Origin of the sequence: Isoptericola jiangsuensis, from assembly GCF_002563715.1 — a bacterium.
Lineage (GTDB): Bacteria > Actinomycetota > Actinomycetes > Actinomycetales > Cellulomonadaceae > Isoptericola > Isoptericola jiangsuensis.
In genome coordinates this window covers 354,810-374,684 of the sequence record NZ_PDJJ01000001.1, presented here as the reverse complement: position 1 = coordinate 374,684, position 19,875 = coordinate 354,810, and the positions used below count along the sequence as shown (strand labels likewise).

Here is a 19,875-nt window from a genome sequence, read left to right as displayed (position 1 = left end):
CCCGCGGGAACCTGCGCTGAGTCGCGGCAACCTGCGCTGACCCGCGGGAACCTGCGCTGAGTCGCGGCAATCTGCGCTGACTCGCGGCAACCTGCGCTGACTCGCGGCAACCTGCGCTGACTCGCGAGTCAGCGTTCATCAGCGCGAGTCAGCGTTCACCAGCGCGAGTTAGCGCAGGTCAGGTGCCCGCGAAGGACGGTGGAGGGGGAGGCGCGTCGTCGTCATCCCCGAAGTGGAGGGCGCCCTGCGCCCGTGAACGCGACGACGCGCATCCCCCTCCACCGTCCGGAACCCCACGTGACCACCGGAACGAACTCGCTCGCCGGTCCCGCGCTGACTCGCGGGGTCCGTCAGCCGAGGACGGCGGGCAGGACGGTGTCCCCCTCGCCGGCGGGGACGTCGAGGACGTGCTCCGCGAGGAAGGCGAGCACGCCGGCGTACCAGACCTTCGCGTGCTGAGGCTTGAGCACCCAGTGGTTCTCCTGCGGGAAGTACAGGAACCGGTGGACGGTGGTGCCGTCGTCGGCGGCCGGCAGGCCCGACCGCGTGAGGAGCTCCTGCCACAGGCGCAAGCCCTCGCCGATCGGCACGCGGTAGTCCTTGTCGCCGTGGATGACGAGCATCGGGGTGCGGATGTCGCCGACGTACCGGTGCGGGCTGTGCTGCTCCGCCATCTCGGGCGTCATCTCGCGCGCCCAGTACCAGGCGGCGTCGGTCGTGGGGCCGAACTGGTCGAGCGCCCACAGGGACGCGTGCGTGACGATCGCCCTGAAGCGGTCGGTGTGCCCCGCGACCCAGTTCGCCATGTAGCCGCCGAACGAGCCGCCCATCGCGGCGGTGCGGGTCGCGTCGACGTCGTCGCGCGCCTCCACGGCGTCGGTGATCGCCATGAGGTCCGTGAACGGCGCGTCGCCCCAGGCACCCCAGCCGCGCTGGACGAACTCCTGCCCGTAGCCGGTGGACAGCGCCGGGTCGGGCAGCAGCACCGCGTAGCCCTTGGCGACCATCAGCCACGGGTTCCAGCGCCACGACCAGGCGTTCCAGGAGCCGAGGGGGCCGCCGTGGATCCACAGGAGCAGCGGTGCCGGGTCGGCCCCCGACGCGCCGGCGGGCAGGGCGAGCCAGGCGCGCACGCGTGATCCGTCGGCCGCGGTGGTCTCGACCTCGGCGAGCGTGCCGGGCAGCTCCGGGGCGGGCACGGGCGCGGGCAGCGCGACGGCCTCCACGGGCTCGCGCTCCCCCGGCTCTCCGGACGCCACGAACGCGGCCAGGTCGACGCGCACGGGGGCGGCCGGGGCCGCGTAGGAGGAGCGCAGCGCGTAGAACGCGGACGCGTCGGGGGCGACGACGACGTCGGAGAACGTCGCGGCGTCGGCGGTGACCCGCTCGACGGTCACGGCGGCGCCGTCCGCGTCGAGGGCCACGAGGAACACGGGCCCGCGGCCGTCCTCGTCGGCCGTGACGAGCAGGCCCGACGAGTCGGGCAGCCAGGTGGCGGCGGTGGGCCAGCGGTCCCAGTCGTCGGCGAGGATCTGCGGCTCGCCGGACCCGTGGAGCGCGACGAGCCCGAGCCGCACCACCGGCGACTCGGTGGGCGACGTGATCGACTCCGTCACGTAGACGACGTGCCGCCCGTCCGGGGACACGACGGGGTGGCCCGCCTCGGCGTCGGGGTCGTCGACGAGGGTGCGGCGCTCCCCGGTGGCGGTGTCGATCGCGACGAGGGTGCCGCGACGGGCCGCGCCCGCGTCCGCGACGGTCCACGACGTCACGAGCGTGGCACCGTCCGGGGACAGCGCCGCGCTCGCCTCGTCGAGCTCGCGGCCGGCGCCGGTGAGCTGGCGCAGGTCGGCGGTGCCGTCGGCGACGTCCTCGGTGTCCTTCAGGGAGAACGCGAAGCGGCGGTCGGCGTCGGGACCGAGGTCGTGGTCCCAGAACCGCACCGGGTAGCCCGCGTGCCAGATCGCGTCGACGGCGAGGTCCTTGCGCTGCTTGCGCAGCTCGGCGTCCTGGGTCAGCCCCTCGGCGGACGGCAGCACGGGCGCGGTCACGGACACGACGTCGGCGTCGCGGGCCACCACGACCCCGCCGACGCCGCCCGGTGCGGTCGCGACGACGCGCGCCTCGCCGCCGTCGGCGGGCAGCAGCCACAGCGCGGCCTTCGGCTCCCCGGCGTCCTTGCCAGCGTCGGGGTCGGGACGGGCCGAGGTGAACAGCAGGTCGCCGGAGGCGGCGAACCGGGCGCCGGCCTCGCCCTGGGCGCTGCGGGTGAGGCGCCGCGCGGGGCGCTCGCCCGCCGGGTCCACCTCCCACAGGGCCGTCCGGTAGCCGGTGCGCTCCGGGTCGAGCGTCTGCACGGAGGTCACGAGACGCGTGCCGGTCGGGTCGAGCGTCAGGCCGCCGGCGCGGCCGAGCGCGACGTAGGCGTCGAGGTCGTGGAACGGGGTGGGCGGGGTCTCCGCCGGGGTGTCGTCGGTCACGCCTCCGGGTCTACCACACCGGCCCGGTGACCTTCTCGGGGATTCCCGGGAGCCCGGTGCGCGACCCGCGCCAGGGCGGTGCGCCGGCATGCTGCCGCAGGGCCGTCCGGGGGCCTTGCGAGGGCGCCGTCCGACCCTCCGGGAACGGGGCGCCGAACCGCAGGTGAACACCTGTCGAACTCCTCGTCGATCCGTCACCCCCGCCTTGAGAACACGCGTGCGGCTGCGGCAGATTCTGTGCGTGCACCGTGACCGCAGCCTGCCCCCGCTCCCGACCAAGGTCGACCTCGTGGTGGTGGGTGCGGGCGTCGTGGGCCTCGCGCACGCGGTGGAGGCGCACGCCCGCGGGCTGTCCGTGCTCGTCGTCGACGCTGCCCCGCGCCCCTCCGGTGCGACCGTCCGGCGGGGCGGCCACGTCGCCGTCACCACCCAGGCGTCCACGGCGCTGGCGTGCGCCCTGGCCTCGCGGGAACGCTGGCTGAAGCTCGGCCGGGACGCGGGGTTCGGGGTGCGCGAGTGCGGGTCGGTGGTCGTGGCGCGGCACCCCGACGAGCTCGCGGTGCTGGACGACCTCGTGGCGGCCCGCGCGGGCGACGCGGTCGCGCTGGACGGCCGCAGCGTCGCCGAGCGCACGGCCGTGCCGGACGCCCTGGGCGGGGTGTTCCTCCCCCTGGACCTGCGGGTGGAGCCCGCCGCCGCGCTGACGGCGGTGGCGGACTGGCTCGGCTCCCACCCGCAGGCGCACGTCGCGTGGGGCACGGCCGCGCAGACGTTCGACGCGGGCAGCGGCTGCACGCTCGTGCGCACCGCCAGGGGCGAGGTCGTGGCACGACGTGTCGTCGTCGCCGTCGGGCACGACGTCGGCCAGCTCTTCTGGGAGGTGGGCGCGACCGTGGAGCGGCGCCGCCGTCAGCTGCTGCACGTCGAGCCGCCCACGCCCGGCGACCCGGGCGCCGGCGCGCGGCTCACCACGGGTCCCGTCGTGGTCGGCCCGACGACGTTCCTCCGCGACGGCGCGTACGCGGCGTCCCGCGCGGTGGGCGTGGTCCAGGACCGGTGGCGCTCGACGCGGCCGGACGTGCTGGAGCACGACGTGCACCTCACGCTGTGCGCGCAGCCCGACGGCTCCCTCGTGGTCGGCGACGGACGGATGCCGGCCGGGCCCGGGCGCTCCGAGGCGGTGGACCACGTGCTGCTGCGCGAGGCCGCCGAGCTGCTGGGCGTCGAGCGGCTGGCGGTGCGCTCACGCTGGTCCGCGCCGGAGCTCGTGCGCACGGCCGCCGCGGAGCGCGACCCGTTCGTCGTCACCGAGCCCCTGCCCGGGGTGCGGACGGTGACCGTCACGGACGGCCTCGCCACGACGACGGCGCTCGGCCTGGCGCCGCGCGTCGTCGACGCCCTGTTCTGAGCCGGGCGGCGCCCCGGGGCTTCGGCTCCCGGGACGCCGCCGTCGGTGTCAGCCGCGCCAGACCTCCGGCGCGGTGAGCGGGACGAGCGGCGGGACGGCGGGCGCCGTCGACATCGCGAGCCGCTCCCCCGTCCCGGCGGACGTCAGCAGGCCGGACATGACCTCCATGACGTGCAGGCCGACGTCGCCGCCCGCCCGCGGCGGGCCCCCGGCGTCGTCGAGGCCGGCCGCGCCGACCATCTCCAGCAGGCCGATCCCGCGCCCGGCGTCCACGAACCCGGCGCTCGGGGCAGCACCTCCCACCCGTCGCCGTCGAGCCGGTTCAGCTCCACGTCCCCGGCGAACCGGTTGGGGTCCGGCACGACGAGCGACCCCGCCGTGCCGTGCACCTCGATCGGGCGGGCGTGGGACGCGACGGCGTCGAAGCTCACCGTCACGGTGGTCAGCGCGCCGCCCACGTGGCCCAGCACGCCGGTGACGTGCGTGGCGACCTCCACGGGCACCTGCTGGCCCGCGCGCGGCCCTCGCCCGATCGTGCGGACGTCGCGCGACCGGGACGCGGCCCCCTGCACCCACGCGACGGGGCCGAGCAGGTGCACGAGGCTCGTCAGGTAGTACGGGCCCATGTCGAGCAGCGGGCCGCCGCCGGCCGCGTAGTAGAAGTCCGGGTCGGGGTGCCAGCGCTCGTGCCCGGGCGACACCCAGGTGGCCGTCGCCGCCGTCGGCGTGCCGAGCAGCCCCGCCTCGACGGCGGCGCGCGCCGTCTGCACGCCCGTGCCGAGCACCGTGTCCGGCGCGCAGCCCAGCCGCGTGCCGGCCGCCGTCGCGGCCGCCGCGACCTCGCGTGCGGCGGCCAGGTCCGCGGCCAGGGGCTTCTCGCCGTAGCGGCCCTTGCCCGCCGCCGCGCAGGCCAGCGCGACCGGCGCGTGCGCGCCGGGCGTCGTGAGGTCCAGGACGGTGGTGACGTCGTCGGCGGCGAGCAGGTCGTCGAGGTCCGCGGCGACGCGCGCCCCGGGCAGGTCGGCGGCGACCTTCTCGGCGCGCGTCCGGTCGAGGTCCACGACGGCCGCGACCTGCACCCCGGGGTGGTGGGCCAGCGTGCCCAGGTACTGCGCCGAGATGACCCCGAGGCCGACGATCCCTACGCGGTGCGGCTCGCCCACAGCAGCCCCCTCTCGACGATCGTGCGGATGGTCGGCTCGGCCAGCACGTCGACCGCGTGGCCGGGCGTCGCGACGAACACGCGGCCCGCGCCCCACCGGCGCGTCCACACCGCGGGCGACGTCACCGGGCGGTGCCAGGGCTGGTCGTCGCGCGCGGGGTGGGTGGTGGTGGCGAGGACGTCGATCAGGTCGTCGTGCAGCACCCAGTACTGCTCGGTGACGAGCGCGACGTCGTCGAGGCCGCGCGTGATCTCGTGCTCGCGGCCGAGGTCGGTGAGCTCGATCGTGTGCGGCAGGAAGTTGTCCGCCGCGCCGCCGGCCCGCTCCCCGACCGGCTTGCCGGGGTGGCTCGCGAACTGCCCGCCGACGAGCTGGAGGTAGTCGGAGCTCGACCGGAAGGAGTCGGCGATGCCGCCGTGCCAGCCGGCGAGGCCCGTCCCGGCCTCGACGGCGGCCCGCAGCCCGGCGACGGCCTCGCCGCTGATCTGCGCCATCGTGACGCACTGCAGGACGAGGTCGGTCCCGGCCATGACGTCGGCGTCGGCGTAGACCTCGACGTCCTCGGTGACCCTCACCTCGAACCCCTGGTCGCGCAGGAAGGGGATGAACAGGTCGGTGGCCTCGCGCGGGGAGTGGCCCTCCCAGCCGCCGCGGACCACCAGTGCTCTGCGTGTCATGTCGCCTCTTCGTCGTTGAATGTGAGCGCTCACGACCCTAGCCGCACCGCACCCGCTCAGTCGTGCGGACCCCCGGCGAGGCCCGCGACCACCGCCGCGAGCGCCCCGTCCAGCTCGGCGTCCGTCACCCCGCCGAACCCGACCACCAGGCCCGTGAGCGTCGCGCTGCGGCAGTAGTCCTGGAGCAGGTTGAGCCCGAAGCCTGCCCTGGCCGCCGCGTCCCGGGCCCGGAGCGACGCCTCCGGCGACGTCAGCCACGTCGAGTACATCCCCGCCGACGTCGCCGCCGCCGTCGCGTACGGCGCCAGCGCGGCCGCCACCCGCTGCGCCCGCGCGGCGTACACCCCGCGCGCCGTGCGCACCGCGACGTCCAGCCAGCCGTCGCGCAGCAGCGCCACCATCGCGCGCTGGGACGGCCACGAGAAGTCGCCGTGCACCGTCCCGCGCCGCGCCAGCACGGCGTCGTGCAGCGCGTCCGGCAGCACCGCCCAGCCCAGCCGCAGCCCCGGCGGCGCCGACTTCGACGCCGTCCCCAGGTATGCCACCCGGGTCGGGTCGAGCGCCGCGAGCGCCGGGACGGGCGCGACGTCGTAGCGCAGCTCGGAGTCGTAGTCGTCCTCGACGACCAGGGTGCCGGTCGCGCGGGCGGCCTCCAGCAGGGCGAGGCGGTCGGCGGCGGGCATGACCCGGCCCAGGGGGTGCTGGTGCGCGGGCGTGACGTACACGGCGGCGAGCCCGCGCAGGGCAGCGGCGTCGTGCCGGCGCTCGGCCGGGAGGTCGACGACGGTCCGCCCGGCGTCACGCGCGGTCGCGACCGCGGCCCGGTAGCCCGGGTCCTCGACGCCGACCGGGCCGGGCGGCAGCGCGGCCAGCACCTCCCGCAGCCCGGCCGTGGAGCCGGCGGTGACGAGGACGTCGTCGGCGTCGACGACGAGACCGCGCGTCGTGGCGAGCCGGTCGGCGAGCGCGGCGCGCAGCTCGGGCAGACCGGCCGGGTCGCCGTACCCGCGGGGCGGCGTCGCGGCGGACACCTCTCGCCACGCGCGGCGCCACACGGCGGAGTGCCGCGGGTCGACCCAGGGCTCCCCGGCGCTCAGCGGGACGAGCGTGGCCGGGTCCCCGCCCGGGCGTCGGGCCCGGCCGGCGGTGGTGTCCGTCCGAGCGGTCGAGGGGGGCGAGCCGGCGGTGCGGACCGTGGCGCGCCTCCCTCGGCCCGCCGGCCCGGCGTCCGCGCCGTGGGCCGCCAGGAGGTGCGGGGCGACGAAGGTCCCGGCGCCGCGGCGCGTCTCCAGCCAGCCCTCGGCGAGGAGCTGGTCGTAGGCCTGCTCGGTGACGGACCGGGACACGGCGAGCTCGGCGGCGAGCGCCCGGGTGCTGGGCAGCCGGTCGCCGGTGCGCAGCGTCCCGCCGACCAGGAGCTCGCGCACCTGCCGGGCGAGCTGGGCGCTCAGGGGGTCGGCGGACCGCCGGTCCAGGTGCACGGGCAGCGGCACGGGAGTGTCCTGTTCGAATCGGCGAGAAGTGGCCCTGTCGGGCAGGCCACCGTCCGTCCAGGGTAGAGCCATGACGACGCTCTCCCCCACCCCCCGCACCACCGTCCGCCGTGGCCGGAACCGGGCCGTCGCCGACCGCGACGCCCTGCACGCGCTGCTGGCCGACGGCCTCGTCGCGCACCTGGGCGTCGTCGTCGGGGACCACCCCGTGGTGCTGCCCACCGCGTACGCGGTCGACCTCGACGGCCCCGACGACGGCGGCACCCTCTACGTGCACGGCTCGGTCGCGGCCCGCTGGCTCGGCGCGGCCACGGGCACCACCGTGTGCGTGACCGTCACCGAGCTCGACGGCCTCGTGCTGGCCCGGTCCGGGTTCCACCACTCCATGAACTACCGGTCGGCCGTGGTCGTCGGGCAGGCCCGGCTGGTCACCGACGACGCCGAACGGGTCCGTGCCCTCGACGCGATCGTCGACCACCTGGCGCCCGGCCGGTCCGCGACCCTGCGCCCCGCCAGCCGCAAGGAGCTCGCCGCCACCGCCGTGCTCGCCGTGCCGCTGCGGGAGGCGTCGATGAAGGCGCGCGCCGGCGGCCCGGTCGACGAGCCGGGCGACGTCGCCGCCGGCGGCTGGGCCGGGCACGTCCCCGTGCGCCGTGTCCTCGACCCCGCCGTCACCGCGGACGACGCCGCCGGCCCCGTGCCGGCGCACGTGCGCCGCCCCCGGCAGGTCCCGCTGCCCGTGGGGTGAGGGGGCGCGGCTACGCGGACGGCTTCGTCGCCGCCCCGTCGAGCCAGAGGGTGTCCGACTCGTCGCGGTGCGTGCCGGTCGTGCCCACGTGCTTGTCCCCGATCCCGGGGCCTTTCGTGATCACGTGCACCATGGCCATGCCGTGACCGCGGCCGAGCCCGTAGTCGTCGGCGAGCCACTGCAGGATCGGGGCGGCCTTCGTGCCGGCGCCGAACCCCTTCTCGGCGGCCTCGTCGACGAGCGCGCGCGGGGTCTTGCCGGTCTTCTTCTCGACGGCGTCGAGGTAGGCCTGGAACGACATGCTTCCTCCTTGAGCACGGCCGCGGGGTGCGGTCCACCAGGTCGGACGGCACGTCGCGCCGGAACTCATCGGTGCGGGGCACCCGTCGTGCCCGGTGACGTCGTGCGGGTGGCCCCGACCGGTGGGTCAGCCCCGCCCGCCCGCGCGGTCGTCGCCGCCGGGGACGTCGTGCCGGTCGCGCTCCGCCATCTGCGCGAGCATCGCGTTGTAGGCGGCGAGGTCGGCGTCGCCGTCGCGCTCGGCCTTGCGGTCCTGGCGGCGCGCCTCGCGCTCGTCGGACCGGGTCCACTGGATCGCGACGGCGATGGCGAGCACCACGGTGGGCAGCTCGCCGATGCCCCACGCGATGGCGCCGCCGAGCTGCTGGTCGTCGATCGCGGACCCGCCCCACGGGCGCCCCATGTTGCCGAACCAGTCCGCGACCAGCAGGGACGTGCCCGTGGTGAGGACGACGCCGAAGAACGCGTGGAACACCATCGTGGCGAACAGCAACAGGAGGCGCTGCGGGTAGGCCGGGCGCCGGGGACCGGGGTCGATGCCGATGAGCGCGTTCGCGAACAGGTACCCGGCGAGCGTGAAGTGCACGACCATCCACACGTGCCCCGCGTGGTTGGTGAGCGACCACTCGAACGCCGGCGTGAAGTAGAACGCCACCATGCCGCCCGCGAACAGCACCGCGGCGACGACGGGCCGCGCCATGAACTCCCCGACCCGGGAGTGCACGAGGCCGAGCACCCACTCGCGCGGCCCGCGGGAGCCGTCCTTGCGGACGGGCACGGCGCGCAGCAGCAGCGTGACGGGCGCCGCCAGGACGAGCAGCAGCGGCACCACCATCGCCAGCATCATGTGCTGGGTCATGTGGCCGCTGAAGACGACGTGGCCGTACACGGCGGGGCCGCCGTTGGTCACCCACAGCATGACGACCATCCCGGCGCACCACGAGATCGTCCGTCCGAGCGGCCACGTGTCGCCGCGCCGGCGCAGGCGCAGCGCCCAGCGCACGTAGACGACGGCGCCCGCGACGCACGCGACGGCGAACAGCGGGTCGAACGACCACTCGGTGAAGTACCGCCACACCGTCGACTCGGGGGGCAGGGGGTAGCCGGTGAGCTGGTAGGCGGGCGACGCGTCGACGAGGACCTCGTCCGGGACGGGCGGCGCGGACGAGCCGAGCGCGACCGCCACGCCGGACACGGCGCCGATGGTCGCGAGCTCGGCGGCCAGCAGCTGCCAGTACAGGCGGCGCACCCGGCCGGGGTCTCCCGCCAGCCTGCCGACGATCCAGCGCCGGTGCGCCCACCCGAACCCGCCGAGCGCGACGAGCAGCGCGGCCTTGGTGAGCAGCAGGAGGCCGTACGGCGTGAGGAGGTCGGCGGGCTCCTCGAGGCGGATGAGGCCGCTCAGCGCGCCGGACAGCCCGACGAGCACGAAGCACCACGCGGCCACGGGCGAGAAGCGGGCCACGGCGGTCGCGGCGACGGCGTCGTCGTCGCGGTCCTTCCCGGTGCGGGTCACGACCACGACCAGCAGCGCGGCGAGCCCGCCCACCCACAGGGCGGCACCGACCAGGTGCAGCAGCATCGCGTTGACGGCGAGGTCGTGGTTGACCGCGCCGGCGGCGTGCCCGGTGATGGACTGCAGCGCGAGGGCGACCGTCGGCAGCGCGGCCGTCCACAGGGCACCCACCGGCCCGCGGACCCCGAGCGCCAGCGCCGACGTCACGGCGGCCAGCAGGATCGTCCACAGGCGGATCTGCCCCAGCTCGACGTCCTGCACGAACTGCCACAGGCCCTGACCGAACGCCTGGTCCGTCGGGGAGATCGTCGAGACGTACGAGTACTCCAGGACGAGCTGCACGACGGCGGCGACCGCCCACGCGCTCGCCGCCCACCCGGCGACCGACAGCACCCGGTCCAGGTGCCGGCCCGGCGGCAGCAGGAACGCGGCCGCGAACAGCCCGCCGAGCGTCACCGCGACACCGAGCTCGGTGAGCACCCCGACGACGGGCAGGCCGAACCGCACCAGCGGACCCGGGTCGCTGAACGTGCCCAGCGGGTCGAACGCCCCGGTGGACGACCCGGCGAGGAGCAGGGCCAGCAGCGCCACGACGACGGCGCCCGGCCCGGCGGCGACCAGCCACCAGGGGCGCGCGGACGCCGGGGCGCGACGGGACGTGGTGGCGGTGGAGGTCACGCCGTCCAGCCTAGGCGCACCGGACGGGCCGCCCGGACGCCGGTGCTGTGACGTCCGGCGGCAGCCCCGAAGGCACCGTCGGCCGAACAACCTGTCGACGTCGAGAGGAACAAAGTGTTGACACAATCTGGTACAACTTGTTGATAGCAAGTGGTTCATCCTGTTGGTGAGACATGGAGGTCCCCGATGGACTACAAGCCCCGCGTCGTCGATGCGGAGATCGAGAGCTCACTCCGAGCCGCTGGCGCAGTGCTCGTCGAAGGGCCGAAGGCCTGCGGCAAGACAGCGACGGCGCTCCAGGTCGCGGCAAGCTCCGTCCGGCTGGACGTCGACCGGGCGGCACGGGAAGCCGCCGAGCTCGCTCCTGGATCCCTGCTGGGCGGCCGAGCCCCGATGCTGGTCGACGAGTGGCAGCTCGTCCCCTCCCTGTGGGATCACGTTCGACGCATGGTCGACGACCGCTCACCGCTCCGAGGTCAGTTCATCCTCACCGGATCCGCCTCCCCGTCGGACGAGGTCCGACGCCATTCCGGGGCTGGGAGGTTCGCTCGCGTCGCCATGCGCCCCATGAGCCTCTTCGAGTCGGGCCACTCGAACGGCGACCTCACGCTGAGAGGTGTCCTCGACGGGGAAGACCAGCAGGCATCGTCGGCCCTGACGGTCGAGGACGTCCTGGAGCGCGTCGTGGTCGGCGGTTGGCCCGACCGTCAGGCTCTCCCGGTCGAGGTCGCGGCCCGATCTGCCTGGGACTACCTGAGCCTCGTCGCCGAGGTCGACGTCTCAGAGGTCGGGGGTGTGCGACGCGATCCTGCGATGGTGAGGCGTGTCCTCGCGTCGCTCGCGAGGAACAACGCCACCGAGGCGTCGATGTCACGGATCGCCGCCGACACGGAGGGCCCGGAAGCGCCGGTGTACCGCACCACCGCAGGCGAGATCACCGCGGTTCTCGAGCAGCTGCGCATCGTCGAGAACGCCCCGGCGTGGGGCCCGCACCTCCGATCGCGCATCCCGCGCAGAACCTCACCCAAACGTCACTTCGTCGATCCCTCGCTCGCCGCGGCCTCGTTGCGCGCCACGCCCGCCCGACTCCTGCGTGACCTGGAGTGGGCCGGCTTCCTGTTCGAATCGCTGGTCGTCCGCGACCTGCGCGTGTACGCACAGCCGCTCGGAGGGCAGGTGCTGCACTTCCGCGACGCCAAGGGGGTCGAGGCCGACGCGATCGTCGAGCTTGCCGACGGCCGGTGGGCAGCTTTCGAGGTCAAGCTCGGAGCGTCGAGAGTGGACGAAGCGGCCGCCTCGCTGCTGCGGTTCGTGGAACGGGTCGACACGAGACGATCAGGTGAACCTGCGGCGCTCGGGGTCATCACTGCGACGGGGTACGGCTACCGTCGCCCGGACGGGATACACGTGATCCCGATCGGTGCCCTCGGACCGTGAGAGGCCGCGCGGCTCGAAGCACCTGCGCCGAACAGCCCCGTGACTTCCCACCCGCCGGTGCGAACGGGGTCGCACCGGCTTACCTCGAGGCGGATCAAGCGACGACGATCGCCTGTCCGGTCGCCGCCCGACCCGCTCAGCCCCAGACGAGGCCGTGCGCCGGGTCCTCCAGCACGCGGGCGACGTCGGCGAGGAACCGGGAGCCCAGCCCGCCGTCGACGAGCCGGTGGTCGAAGCTCAGCGCGAGCTGGGTCACCCAGCGCGGCTTGACCTTGCCCTTGTGCACCCACGGCTGCTGCCGGATCGCACCGAACGCGAGGATGCCGGCCTCGCCGGGGTTGAGGATGGGGGTGCCGGTGTCGATGCCGAACACGCCCACGTTGGTGATGGTGAACGTCCCGTCGGACATCGCGGCGGGCGTCGTCCGCCCGGCGCGTGCCGTCGCCGTGAGCTCGCCGAGCGCCTCGGCGAGCCCGAGCAGCTCGAGGCGGTGCGCGTCCTTGACGTTCGGCACCACGAGGCCGCGCGGCGTCGCCGCCGCGATCCCCAGGTTCACGTAGTGCTTGTAGACGATCTCCTGCGCGGCGTCGTCCCAGCTCGCGTTGATCTCCGGGTGCCGCTTCACGGCGAGCAGCACCGCCTTCGCGGCGATCAGCAGCGGCGTCACGCGGACGTCGGAGAAGTCGCGGTCCGCCTTGAGCTTCTCCACGAGCTTCATCGTGCGGGTCACGTCCACCGTGTGGAACACCGTGACGTGCGGCGCGGTGAACGCGCTGGCCACCATCGCCTCGGCCGTGCGCTTGCGGACGCTCTTGACCGGCACGCGGGTCACGCGGCCGTCGTCCGACACGTCGCCGGACGCCAGCCACGGCGAGTCGTCGTCGGGGTACGTCGCGAGCAGCCGCGGCTCGGCCGCGTCGTGGTGCGCGACGACGTCCTCGCGCGTGACGATGCTGCCCGGGCCCGTCGGGTGCACCGACGCGAGGTCGACGCCGAGGTCCTTGGCGAGCTTGCGCACGGGCGGCTTGGCCAGGACGCGGGCGCGCGACGACGTCGGCCCGGACGTCGCGTCCGCCGCGGGGACGCTCACCATCGGCCGGGCGAGGGCGGGCCGCTCGGGGGCGGGCTCGGGCGCGGCCGGGGTGGGGGCTGCGGGAGCCGGGGCAGCGACCGGGGCCGGGGTCGGCGCGGGTACGGGAGCCGGGGCCGGGCGGGCTGCCGGGGCGGCGGGGGCCGCCTGAGCCGGCGCGGGCGCGCCGCGACGACGACGACGGCGGGCGCCGCCCGCCTCACCCGTGCCGTACCCGACGAGCACGGCACCCGAACCCGCGTCGGACGACCCTCCGTCGGCCACGGCCTCGACCGGCGCGGACGGTGCCGCGGGCGCGGCGTCGGCCGGGGCGCCGGAGCCGATCTCGATGATGGGGATGCCGACGTCGACCGTCGTGCCCTCCTCCGCGAGCAGGGCCGTCACGGTGCCCGCCCAGGGCGACGGCAGCTCGACGAGCGACTTCGCGGTCTCGATCTCCACGATGACCTGGTTGACCGTGACGGTGTCGCCGACGGCGACCTTCCACTCGACGATCTCGGCCTCGGTCAGGCCCTCGCCGACGTCCGGCAGGGGGAAACGCTGCGTGCTCATGGGTTCCTCCGCCGTTCTCAGTGGGCCAGCGACCGGTCGACGGCGTCCAGGACGCGGTCCACGCTCGGCAGGTAGTCGTGCTCGATCTTCGCCACCGGGTAGGGCGTGTGGAACCCGCCGACCCGCAGCACCGGCGCCTCCAACGACCAGAAGCACTCCTCGGACACGCGGGCGGCGAGCTCGGCGCCCGCGCCGAGGAACGTCGGGGCCTCGTGCACGACGACGCAGCGCCCGGTGCGGCGCACCGACCCGGCGACCGTGGGGACGTCCATCGGCGAGATCGAGCGCAGGTCCACGACCTCGGCGCTCGTGCCCTCCGCGGCGAGCGCGTCGGCGGCGGACAGCGCGGTCGCGACCGTCGGCCCGTACGCCACCAGGGTGATGTCGGTGCCCGGACGGACGACCCGCGCGGTGCCGAGGGCGTCGGCCGGGACGGGAGCGTCGAGGTCGACCTCCCCCTTGGCCCAGTAGCGGCCCTTCGGCTCGAAGAACACCACGGGGTCCGGCGACGCGATCGCCGCCCGGATCATGTCGTAGGCGTCCTGCGGGGTGGCCGGCGACACGACGCGCAGGCCCGCGGTGTGCGCGAACAGCGCCTCCGGGGACTCCGAGTGGTGCTCGACCGCACCGATGCCGCCGCCGTACGGGATGCGGATGACGACGGGCACCTGCACGCGACCGCCGGTGCGGGAGTGCAGCTTGGACAGCTGGGTGGTGATCTGGTCGAACGCGGGGAACACGAAGCCGTCGAACTGGATCTCGCAGACCGGCCGGTAGCCGCGCATGGCGAGACCGATCGCGGTGCCGACGATGCCGGACTCCGCGAGCGGCGTGTCGACGACGCGGTGCTCCCCGAAGTCCTTCTGCAGCCCGTCGGTCACGCGGAACACGCCGCCGAGCCGGCCGACGTCCTCCCCCATGATCATGACCTTGTCGTCACCGTCGAGGGCGGAGCGCAGCCCCGCGGTGATCGCCTTGGCCAGGGGCATCGTCTGCGTGCTCATCGGGCGACCTCCTCGGCCTGCGCGGTCTCGGACTCGTAGCGCTCGAACCACGCGCGCTCGGCGGTGACCTGCGCGTGCTCGGTGGCGTACACGTGGTCGAACATCGTGGCGGCGGGCGGCGCGCCGAGCGCGCGCACCCCGGTGCGCAGCGTCTCGCCGAGCGCCTCGGCCTCGGCGTCCAGCGCGGCGGCGAAGGCGTCGTCCCAGTGCCCCTCGGCGCGCAGCAGCGCCTCCAGCCGCTCGATCGGGTCGCGGCGGCGCCAGTACTCCTCCTCGGCCCGCTCCCGGTACCGGGTGGGGTCGTCGGACGTGGTGTGGGCGCCCATGCGGTACGTGTACGCCTCGACGAACGTGGGGCCGTGCCCGGCGTGGGCGCGCTCCACGGCCTCCGCCATGACGGCGTAGCAGGCGAGCACGTCGTTGCCGTCCACGCGGACGCTCGGGACGCCGAAGCCCTCGCCGCGGCGGTACAGCGGCACGCGGGTCTGGCGGGTGGTCGGCTCCGAGATCGCCCACTGGTTGTTCTGGCACCAGAAGACGACGGGGGCGTCGTTCACGGCGGCGAACACGAGCGCCTCGTTGACGTCGCCCTGGCTGGTCGCGCCGTCGCCGAAGCAGGCGACCACGGCGGTGTCCCGCTCCGGGTCGCCGGTGCCGACGGCGCCGTCGCGCTGCACGCCCATCGCATAGCCGGTCGCGTGCAGCGCCTGCGAGCCGATGACGAGCGTGTACACGTTGACGTTGAACTCCGCCGGGTCCCAGCCGCCGTGGTCCGCGCCGCGGTACAGGCGCAGGCGGTCCACCGGGTCGATGCCGCGCACGTGCAGCATGCCGTGCTCGCGGTACGACGGGAAGATGACGTCCTGGCGGGACAGCGCGTGCGCGGGGCCGACCTGCGCGGCCTCCTGGCCGGTCGACTGCGCGAACAGCGCGAGCTCGCCCTGCCGCTGCAGAGCGGTGGCCTCGTCGTCGAACCGGCGGGTGAGGACCATGTCGCGGTACATCGCGCGCAGGTCGTCACCCGTGAGGTGCGCGACGCGGGCGGCGTAGGCGGCGTGGTCGATCGGGCCGGGGTTGTCGGGTTCGACGACGCGCTCGCCACCGGGGGTGACGAGCTGGACGAGCGGGACGACGTCGACGGCGGCGTCGTCGGCCCCGTCGGTGGCGAGGTGCGGCACGTGGTCTCCTTCGCTGGCGGCCCCGGGCGGGGCTGGGCTGCTCCGGCTGCGCACGAGGTCCCGGTCCTGCCCGCACGCGCGGACGAGGAGGAACCTACGCCTTCGTAGCCTACGCCAGCGTAGGTTGTGGACCCCGGGCTGCACCCCCTGGCGGCGCGGCCAATGTCGCGCGAGCCGTTTTGGAGGAATCCCACAAGCCGGGCCTGTCACCAGGGCCGGAGCAGCCCCGCCTCGGTGGTGCCGCGCTCAGCGCTGGTACGTCTGCCCGGGACGCGCCGCGTCCAGCCCCCGCAGCACCGGCCACCGCGCGAACGCGAACACGAAGAACATGATCACGTTGAGGATCGGCACCAGCGCGACGAGCACCCACCAGCCCGAGTAGCCCGCCTTCTGGATGATCCGCACGTACGCGATCAGCACGATCAGCGCCAGCGCCACGTACACGGCGATCGCCGCACCGCCGACGAGCCACCCGTAGTCGTCGTTGAGCTGGTCGTAGTCCACGGTGTCCATGACGGCATGGTCCGCCGGTCCCGCGCCGCCCGCACGACGACGGGCGCCGCCCCCGTGGCAGCGACGCCCGTCGTCGGCGGACCCGGACTAGCGGCGCTGCGCGAGGAACTCGGCGATGCGGCCGATGGCCTCCTCCAGGACCTCGACGTCCGGCAGGGTGACGAGGCGGAAGTGGTCCGGCTCGAACCAGTTGAAGCCGGTGCCGTGGGTGACGAGGATCTTCTTGGCGCGCAGCAGGTCGATGACGAACGCCTCGTCGTCGTCGATCGCGTACACCTCGGGGTCGAGACGCGGGAAGCAGTAGAGCGCGCCGCGCGGCCGCACCGAGCTGACGCCGGGGATGTCGTTGAGCAGCTTGTCGGCGAGCATCGCCTGGTCGTGGAACCGCCCGCCGGGCACGACGAGCTCGTCGATGGACTGGTAGCCGCCGAGCGCCGTCTGGATCGCGTGCTGGCCCGGCACGTTGGCGCACATGCGCATGTTGGCGAGCAGGGTGAGGCCCTCGAGGAACTCCGTGGCGCGCTCCTGCGGGCCGGAGATCATCACCCAGCCGGCGCGGTAGCCGCACGCCCGGTACGCCTTCGACAGGCCGGAGAACGTCAGGCAGAGGACGTCGTCACCCGCGGCCTTCGCGGCGTGGTGGTGCACGGCGTCGTCGAACAGGATCTTCTCGTAGATCTCGTCCGAGAAGACGACGAGGTCGTGGCGACGCGCGATGTCGACCAGCGCCTCCACCATCTCCTTGCTGTACACCGCACCCGTCGGGTTGTTCGGGTTGATGATGACGATCGCGTGCGTGTTCTCGGTGATCTTGGACTCGATGTCCTCGAGGTCCGGCATCCAGCCGTTCGCCTCGTCGCACCGGTAGTGGACGGGGGTGCCGCCGGTGAGCGACACCGCGCCCGTCCACAGGGGGTAGTCGGGGGCGGGGACGAGGATCTCGTTCCCCTCGTCGACGAACGCCTGGAGCACCATCGAGATGAGCTCGGACACGCCGTTGCCGATGAAGACGTCGTCGACCGACGTGTCCTTCAGCCCGCACGACTGGTAGTACTGCGCCACCGCGGTGCGTGCCGACCAGATCCCGCGGGAGTCGCTGTACCCCTGCGCCTCGGTGAGGTGGTGCGTCATCGAGGCGACGATGGACTCCGGTGCCTCGAAGCCGAACGGTGCCGTGTTGCCGATGTTCAGCTTGAGGATGCGGTGGCCCTCGGCCTCGAGACGCTGGGCCTCGGCCAGGATGGGGCCGCGGACGTCGTATCGGACGCCGCGAAGCTTGTTGCTCTGCCGGATGGTGCGCACCGACCCATCTTCGCAGCCGCTGCGGGTGCTCGGTACGGCCATCCGGCGACGAATGGCCCCTTTCGCGGCGGATGTCGCGCGCCTCGCGGCCGGCGCCGTGCGTCGAGCGTCTCTGAAAGTCCGGCATCGACGCGCGATGCCGGACTTTCAGGGACGCTCGACGGCGGGGGTGCGCGCGAACGACGCCACCCGCGCCCGCACCCCGGCGACGTCGAGGCCGTGCGCTGCGGCGTGGTCCCGCGGCGTCCCGTACCGGCGCAGCTCCGCGTCGCGCGGCACCCCGACGTGCAGCACCCGGGCCGGCCGGTCCGCGAGCGCCGCCGCGACCGCGGCCGCGCTGGTGCCCTCCAGGTACGGCTCGACCATCACCACCTGCGGTGCGGGACCGGCGAGCGTCCGCAGGCCCGCGCCGTCCAGCGGGTGCGGGGTGGCGGTCCACGCGACCCGGACGGGCAGGTCGGCGACGGCGGCGAGCACGGTGTCGAGCATCGGCCCGACGGCGACGACCAGCGGCGCGTCCGGGTCGCCGTCACGGACCAGGTGGAGCAGGCCGTCCGTGGGGCGCGGCCGGTCGTTCACCTGGGAGGAGAGCCGCACGTAGACGCGGCCGTCCCGGTGGACCTCCCGGTGCAGGATCTCGGCGACCTCGTCGGGGTGCCCGGGCACGTGCACGGTCCACCCGGGCAGCGCGGCCACGAGCGCGACGTCGGCGGGCGCCTGGTGGGTGCGCCCCTCGCGGCTCGCGTCGTAGGACGCGCCGATGCTGACGAGGATCGCGCCGACGTCCTGGTGGCCGAGCGAGATCTTCAGCTGCTCGTAGGGGCGTTCCACGAGGAACGGCGCGTACGAGTGCAGGATCGGGCGGCGCCCCGTGAGGGCGAGGCCGCCGGCGACGCCGACGAGCGCCTGCTCGCGGATGCCGACGTCGATGACGCGGCCCGGGTGGCGGGCCGCGGCGGGGGCGGCCTGGGCGGAGCCGATGACGGCGAGCACGACGACGGCGTCGTCCGCGGCGGTGAGCAGGGGGTCGAGCTCGGCGTAGAAGCGGTCGCGCATGGTCATGCGGCGTCCTTCCGGGGGGCGTCGACGACGACGACGGTGGGGCGGTCGGTCAGGGTGCGGCGCAGGGCTGCGGCGAGGCGGGCGTCGTCGCGGGTGTCGACGTCGGTGGTGGCCCACCCCTCGACGCCGAACCGGGCGGCGATGCCGCCGGGCCAGCCGTGGTTGTCGCTGTGGTTGTCCACGACGACGCAGGTGAGAGGGCCGAGGCCGAGGCGTCCGGCGACCTGGATCGCCTCGGCGTTGCTGCCCTCGTCGAGCTCGGCGTCGCCGACGAGCACGACGACGCGGGCCGGGGAGCGGCCGCGCAGCCCGAGCGCCATCCCGACGGCGAGCGGCAGGCCGTGGCCGAGCGACCCGCTGCCGACCTCGATGCCGGGCACGAGCACCCGGTCGGGGTGGTGGCCGAGCGGCGAGCCCCAGGCGCCGACGTCGTCGAGCCAGTCCGCGGGGAAGAACCCGTGCGCGGCGAGCACGGCGTAGGTGGAGGCGGGTCCGTGACCCTTCGACAGGACGAACCGGTCGCGGTCGGGGTCGTCGGGGCGGTCCGGGTCGACGTGCAGGACGTTCTCGTAGAGGACGCGGACGACGTCGAGCGTGGAGTGGGCGCTGGGGTCGTGCTTCTCGTCGCCGGTGACGCGGGCGACGAGCGCACGCACGTCGGCGCGGGCGGTGCCGGTGGTGGTCATGGACCCACCCTGTAAGTTGAAGTGAACTTGAGGTCAAGGGGGTGGGTCGTGACGGCGCAGCGGTACCTGACGATCGGCGAGCTGGCGCGCCGCAGCGGCGTCGCGGCGTCGGGCCTGCGGTTCTACGAGTCGCTCGGGCTCATCACCTCCACCCGCACCGCGGGGAACCAGCGCCGGTACGAGCGCACGGTGCTGCGCCGGGTCGCGTTCGTGCGCACGGCCGCCCGGCTGGGGCTCACGCTCGACCAGATCGGCGCCGCGCTGGCCACGCTCCCCGACGGCCGCACCCCGACCGCCGCGGACTGGCGGCGGCTGTCCGCGTCGTGGCGCGGCCTGCTGGACGAACGCATCGCCACCCTGGAACGGCTGCGCGACGACCTGGACTCGTGCATTGGCTGCGGCTGCCTGTCCCTGGAGCGCTGCACGCTCCAGAACCCCGACGATCGCGCCGCCGCGCTCGGGCCCGGTCCCCGCTACCTGGAGGGGGACTCGCCGTCGGACGTCGTCCCACCCGTCGAGCGTCTCTGAAAGTCCGGCATCGCGCGTCGATGCCGGACTTTCAGAGACGCTCGGCAGCAGGGGCGGCGG

At 74.8% G+C, this 19,875-nt stretch carries 16 protein-coding genes and 1 pseudogene; 4 read left to right on the top strand and 13 right to left on the bottom strand.

Annotation, left to right across the window (positions count from 1 at the left end; genetic code table 11):
• Positions 1-350 precede the first annotated feature (350 nt).
• Positions 351-2,480: a S9 family peptidase gene (locus ATJ88_RS01725; RefSeq protein WP_245852058.1), complete on the bottom strand. Its 2,130-nt coding sequence runs from the start codon at positions 2,478-2,480 to the stop codon at positions 351-353.
• 241 nt (positions 2,481-2,721) lie between these two features.
• On the opposite strand from ATJ88_RS01725, the gene ATJ88_RS01720 reads away from it, so the two are divergent.
• On the top strand, positions 2,722-3,888 hold the full coding sequence (locus ATJ88_RS01720; protein WP_170023481.1) for an FAD-dependent oxidoreductase: 1,167 nt from the start codon (positions 2,722-2,724) through the stop codon (positions 3,886-3,888).
• 48 nt (positions 3,889-3,936) lie between these two features.
• Here ATJ88_RS01720 and ATJ88_RS01715 read toward each other — a convergent pair.
• The 3 genes and pseudogenes from ATJ88_RS01715 to ATJ88_RS01705 form a co-directional block, all read right to left on the bottom strand.
• A pseudogene (locus tag ATJ88_RS01715) lies at positions 3,937-5,051 on the bottom strand (Gfo/Idh/MocA family protein).
• Complete coding sequence (locus ATJ88_RS01710; RefSeq protein ID WP_098462327.1) at positions 5,030-5,728, bottom strand: ThuA domain-containing protein; 699 nt, start codon at positions 5,726-5,728, stop codon at positions 5,030-5,032. The pseudogene ATJ88_RS01715 and the gene ATJ88_RS01710 overlap by 22 nt, the downstream one beginning before the upstream one ends.
• A gap of 56 nt (positions 5,729-5,784) precedes the next feature.
• Positions 5,785-7,221, bottom strand: a complete 1,437-nt coding sequence (locus ATJ88_RS01705; protein ID WP_245852056.1) for an aminotransferase-like domain-containing protein — start codon at positions 7,219-7,221, stop codon at positions 5,785-5,787.
• Between the two features lie 70 nt (positions 7,222-7,291).
• Here ATJ88_RS01705 and ATJ88_RS01700 point away from each other — a divergent pair, with 70 nt between their 5' ends.
• Positions 7,292-7,969 carry a pyridoxamine 5'-phosphate oxidase family protein gene (locus tag ATJ88_RS01700; RefSeq protein ID WP_098462326.1) on the top strand — a complete coding sequence of 226 codons (678 nt, stop codon included), beginning with the start codon at positions 7,292-7,294 and terminating at the stop codon, positions 7,967-7,969.
• Positions 7,970-7,979: 10 nt separating this feature from the next.
• Here ATJ88_RS01700 and ATJ88_RS01695 read toward each other — a convergent pair whose 3' ends face one another.
• Both ATJ88_RS01695 and ATJ88_RS01690 read right to left on the bottom strand, forming a co-directional pair.
• Complete coding sequence (locus tag ATJ88_RS01695; RefSeq protein WP_098462325.1) at positions 7,980-8,270, bottom strand: DUF4287 domain-containing protein; 291 nt, start codon at positions 8,268-8,270, stop codon at positions 7,980-7,982.
• Between the two features lie 126 nt (positions 8,271-8,396).
• Complete coding sequence (locus ATJ88_RS01690; protein WP_245852054.1) at positions 8,397-10,463, bottom strand: bifunctional copper resistance protein CopD/cytochrome c oxidase assembly protein; 2,067 nt, start codon at positions 10,461-10,463, stop codon at positions 8,397-8,399.
• Between the two features lie 186 nt (positions 10,464-10,649).
• On the opposite strand from ATJ88_RS01690, the gene ATJ88_RS01685 reads away from it, so the two are divergent.
• Positions 10,650-11,900 (top strand): ATP-binding protein, encoded by a 1,251-nt coding sequence (locus tag ATJ88_RS01685; protein WP_098462323.1) that lies wholly within the window; start codon positions 10,650-10,652, stop codon positions 11,898-11,900.
• A 136-nt stretch (positions 11,901-12,036) separates the two neighbouring features.
• On the opposite strand, the gene ATJ88_RS01680 is transcribed toward ATJ88_RS01685, so the two are convergent.
• The 7 genes from ATJ88_RS01680 to ATJ88_RS01650 all read right to left on the bottom strand — a co-directional run bounded on the left by ATJ88_RS01680 (position 12,037) and on the right by ATJ88_RS01650 (position 19,287).
• Positions 12,037-13,542 (bottom strand): dihydrolipoamide acetyltransferase family protein, encoded by a 1,506-nt coding sequence (locus ATJ88_RS01680; RefSeq protein ID WP_098462322.1) that lies wholly within the window; start codon positions 13,540-13,542, stop codon positions 12,037-12,039.
• 17 nt (positions 13,543-13,559) lie between these two features.
• Positions 13,560-14,546 (bottom strand): alpha-ketoacid dehydrogenase subunit beta, encoded by a 987-nt coding sequence (locus tag ATJ88_RS01675; RefSeq protein ID WP_098462321.1) that lies wholly within the window; start codon positions 14,544-14,546, stop codon positions 13,560-13,562.
• Complete coding sequence (pdhA, locus tag ATJ88_RS01670) at positions 14,543-15,724, bottom strand: pyruvate dehydrogenase (acetyl-transferring) E1 component subunit alpha (RefSeq protein WP_098462320.1); 1,182 nt, start codon at positions 15,722-15,724, stop codon at positions 14,543-14,545. Before pdhA ends, ATJ88_RS01675 begins: the two co-directional genes overlap by 4 nt.
• A 246-nt stretch (positions 15,725-15,970) precedes the next feature.
• Positions 15,971-16,237, bottom strand: coding sequence for a DUF805 domain-containing protein (locus ATJ88_RS01665; RefSeq protein ID WP_211287442.1), 267 nt, complete (start codon positions 16,235-16,237; stop codon positions 15,971-15,973).
• Between the two features lie 87 nt (positions 16,238-16,324).
• On the bottom strand, positions 16,325-17,539 hold the full coding sequence (locus ATJ88_RS01660; RefSeq protein WP_098462319.1) for a pyridoxal phosphate-dependent aminotransferase: 1,215 nt from the start codon (positions 17,537-17,539) through the stop codon (positions 16,325-16,327).
• A 147-nt stretch (positions 17,540-17,686) separates the two neighbouring features.
• Positions 17,687-18,601 carry a transketolase family protein gene (locus tag ATJ88_RS01655; protein WP_098462318.1) on the bottom strand — a complete coding sequence of 305 codons (915 nt, stop codon included), beginning with the start codon at positions 18,599-18,601 and terminating at the stop codon, positions 17,687-17,689.
• On the bottom strand, positions 18,598-19,287 hold the full coding sequence (locus ATJ88_RS01650; protein WP_098462317.1) for a thiamine pyrophosphate-dependent enzyme: 690 nt from the start codon (positions 19,285-19,287) through the stop codon (positions 18,598-18,600). Before ATJ88_RS01650 ends, ATJ88_RS01655 begins: the two co-directional genes overlap by 4 nt.
• A gap of 48 nt (positions 19,288-19,335) precedes the next feature.
• Between ATJ88_RS01650 and soxR the strand changes: the two genes are divergently transcribed.
• Positions 19,336-19,815 carry a redox-sensitive transcriptional activator SoxR gene (soxR, locus tag ATJ88_RS01645; protein WP_098462316.1) on the top strand — a complete coding sequence of 160 codons (480 nt, stop codon included), beginning with the start codon at positions 19,336-19,338 and terminating at the stop codon, positions 19,813-19,815.
• Positions 19,816-19,875 lie beyond the last annotated feature (60 nt).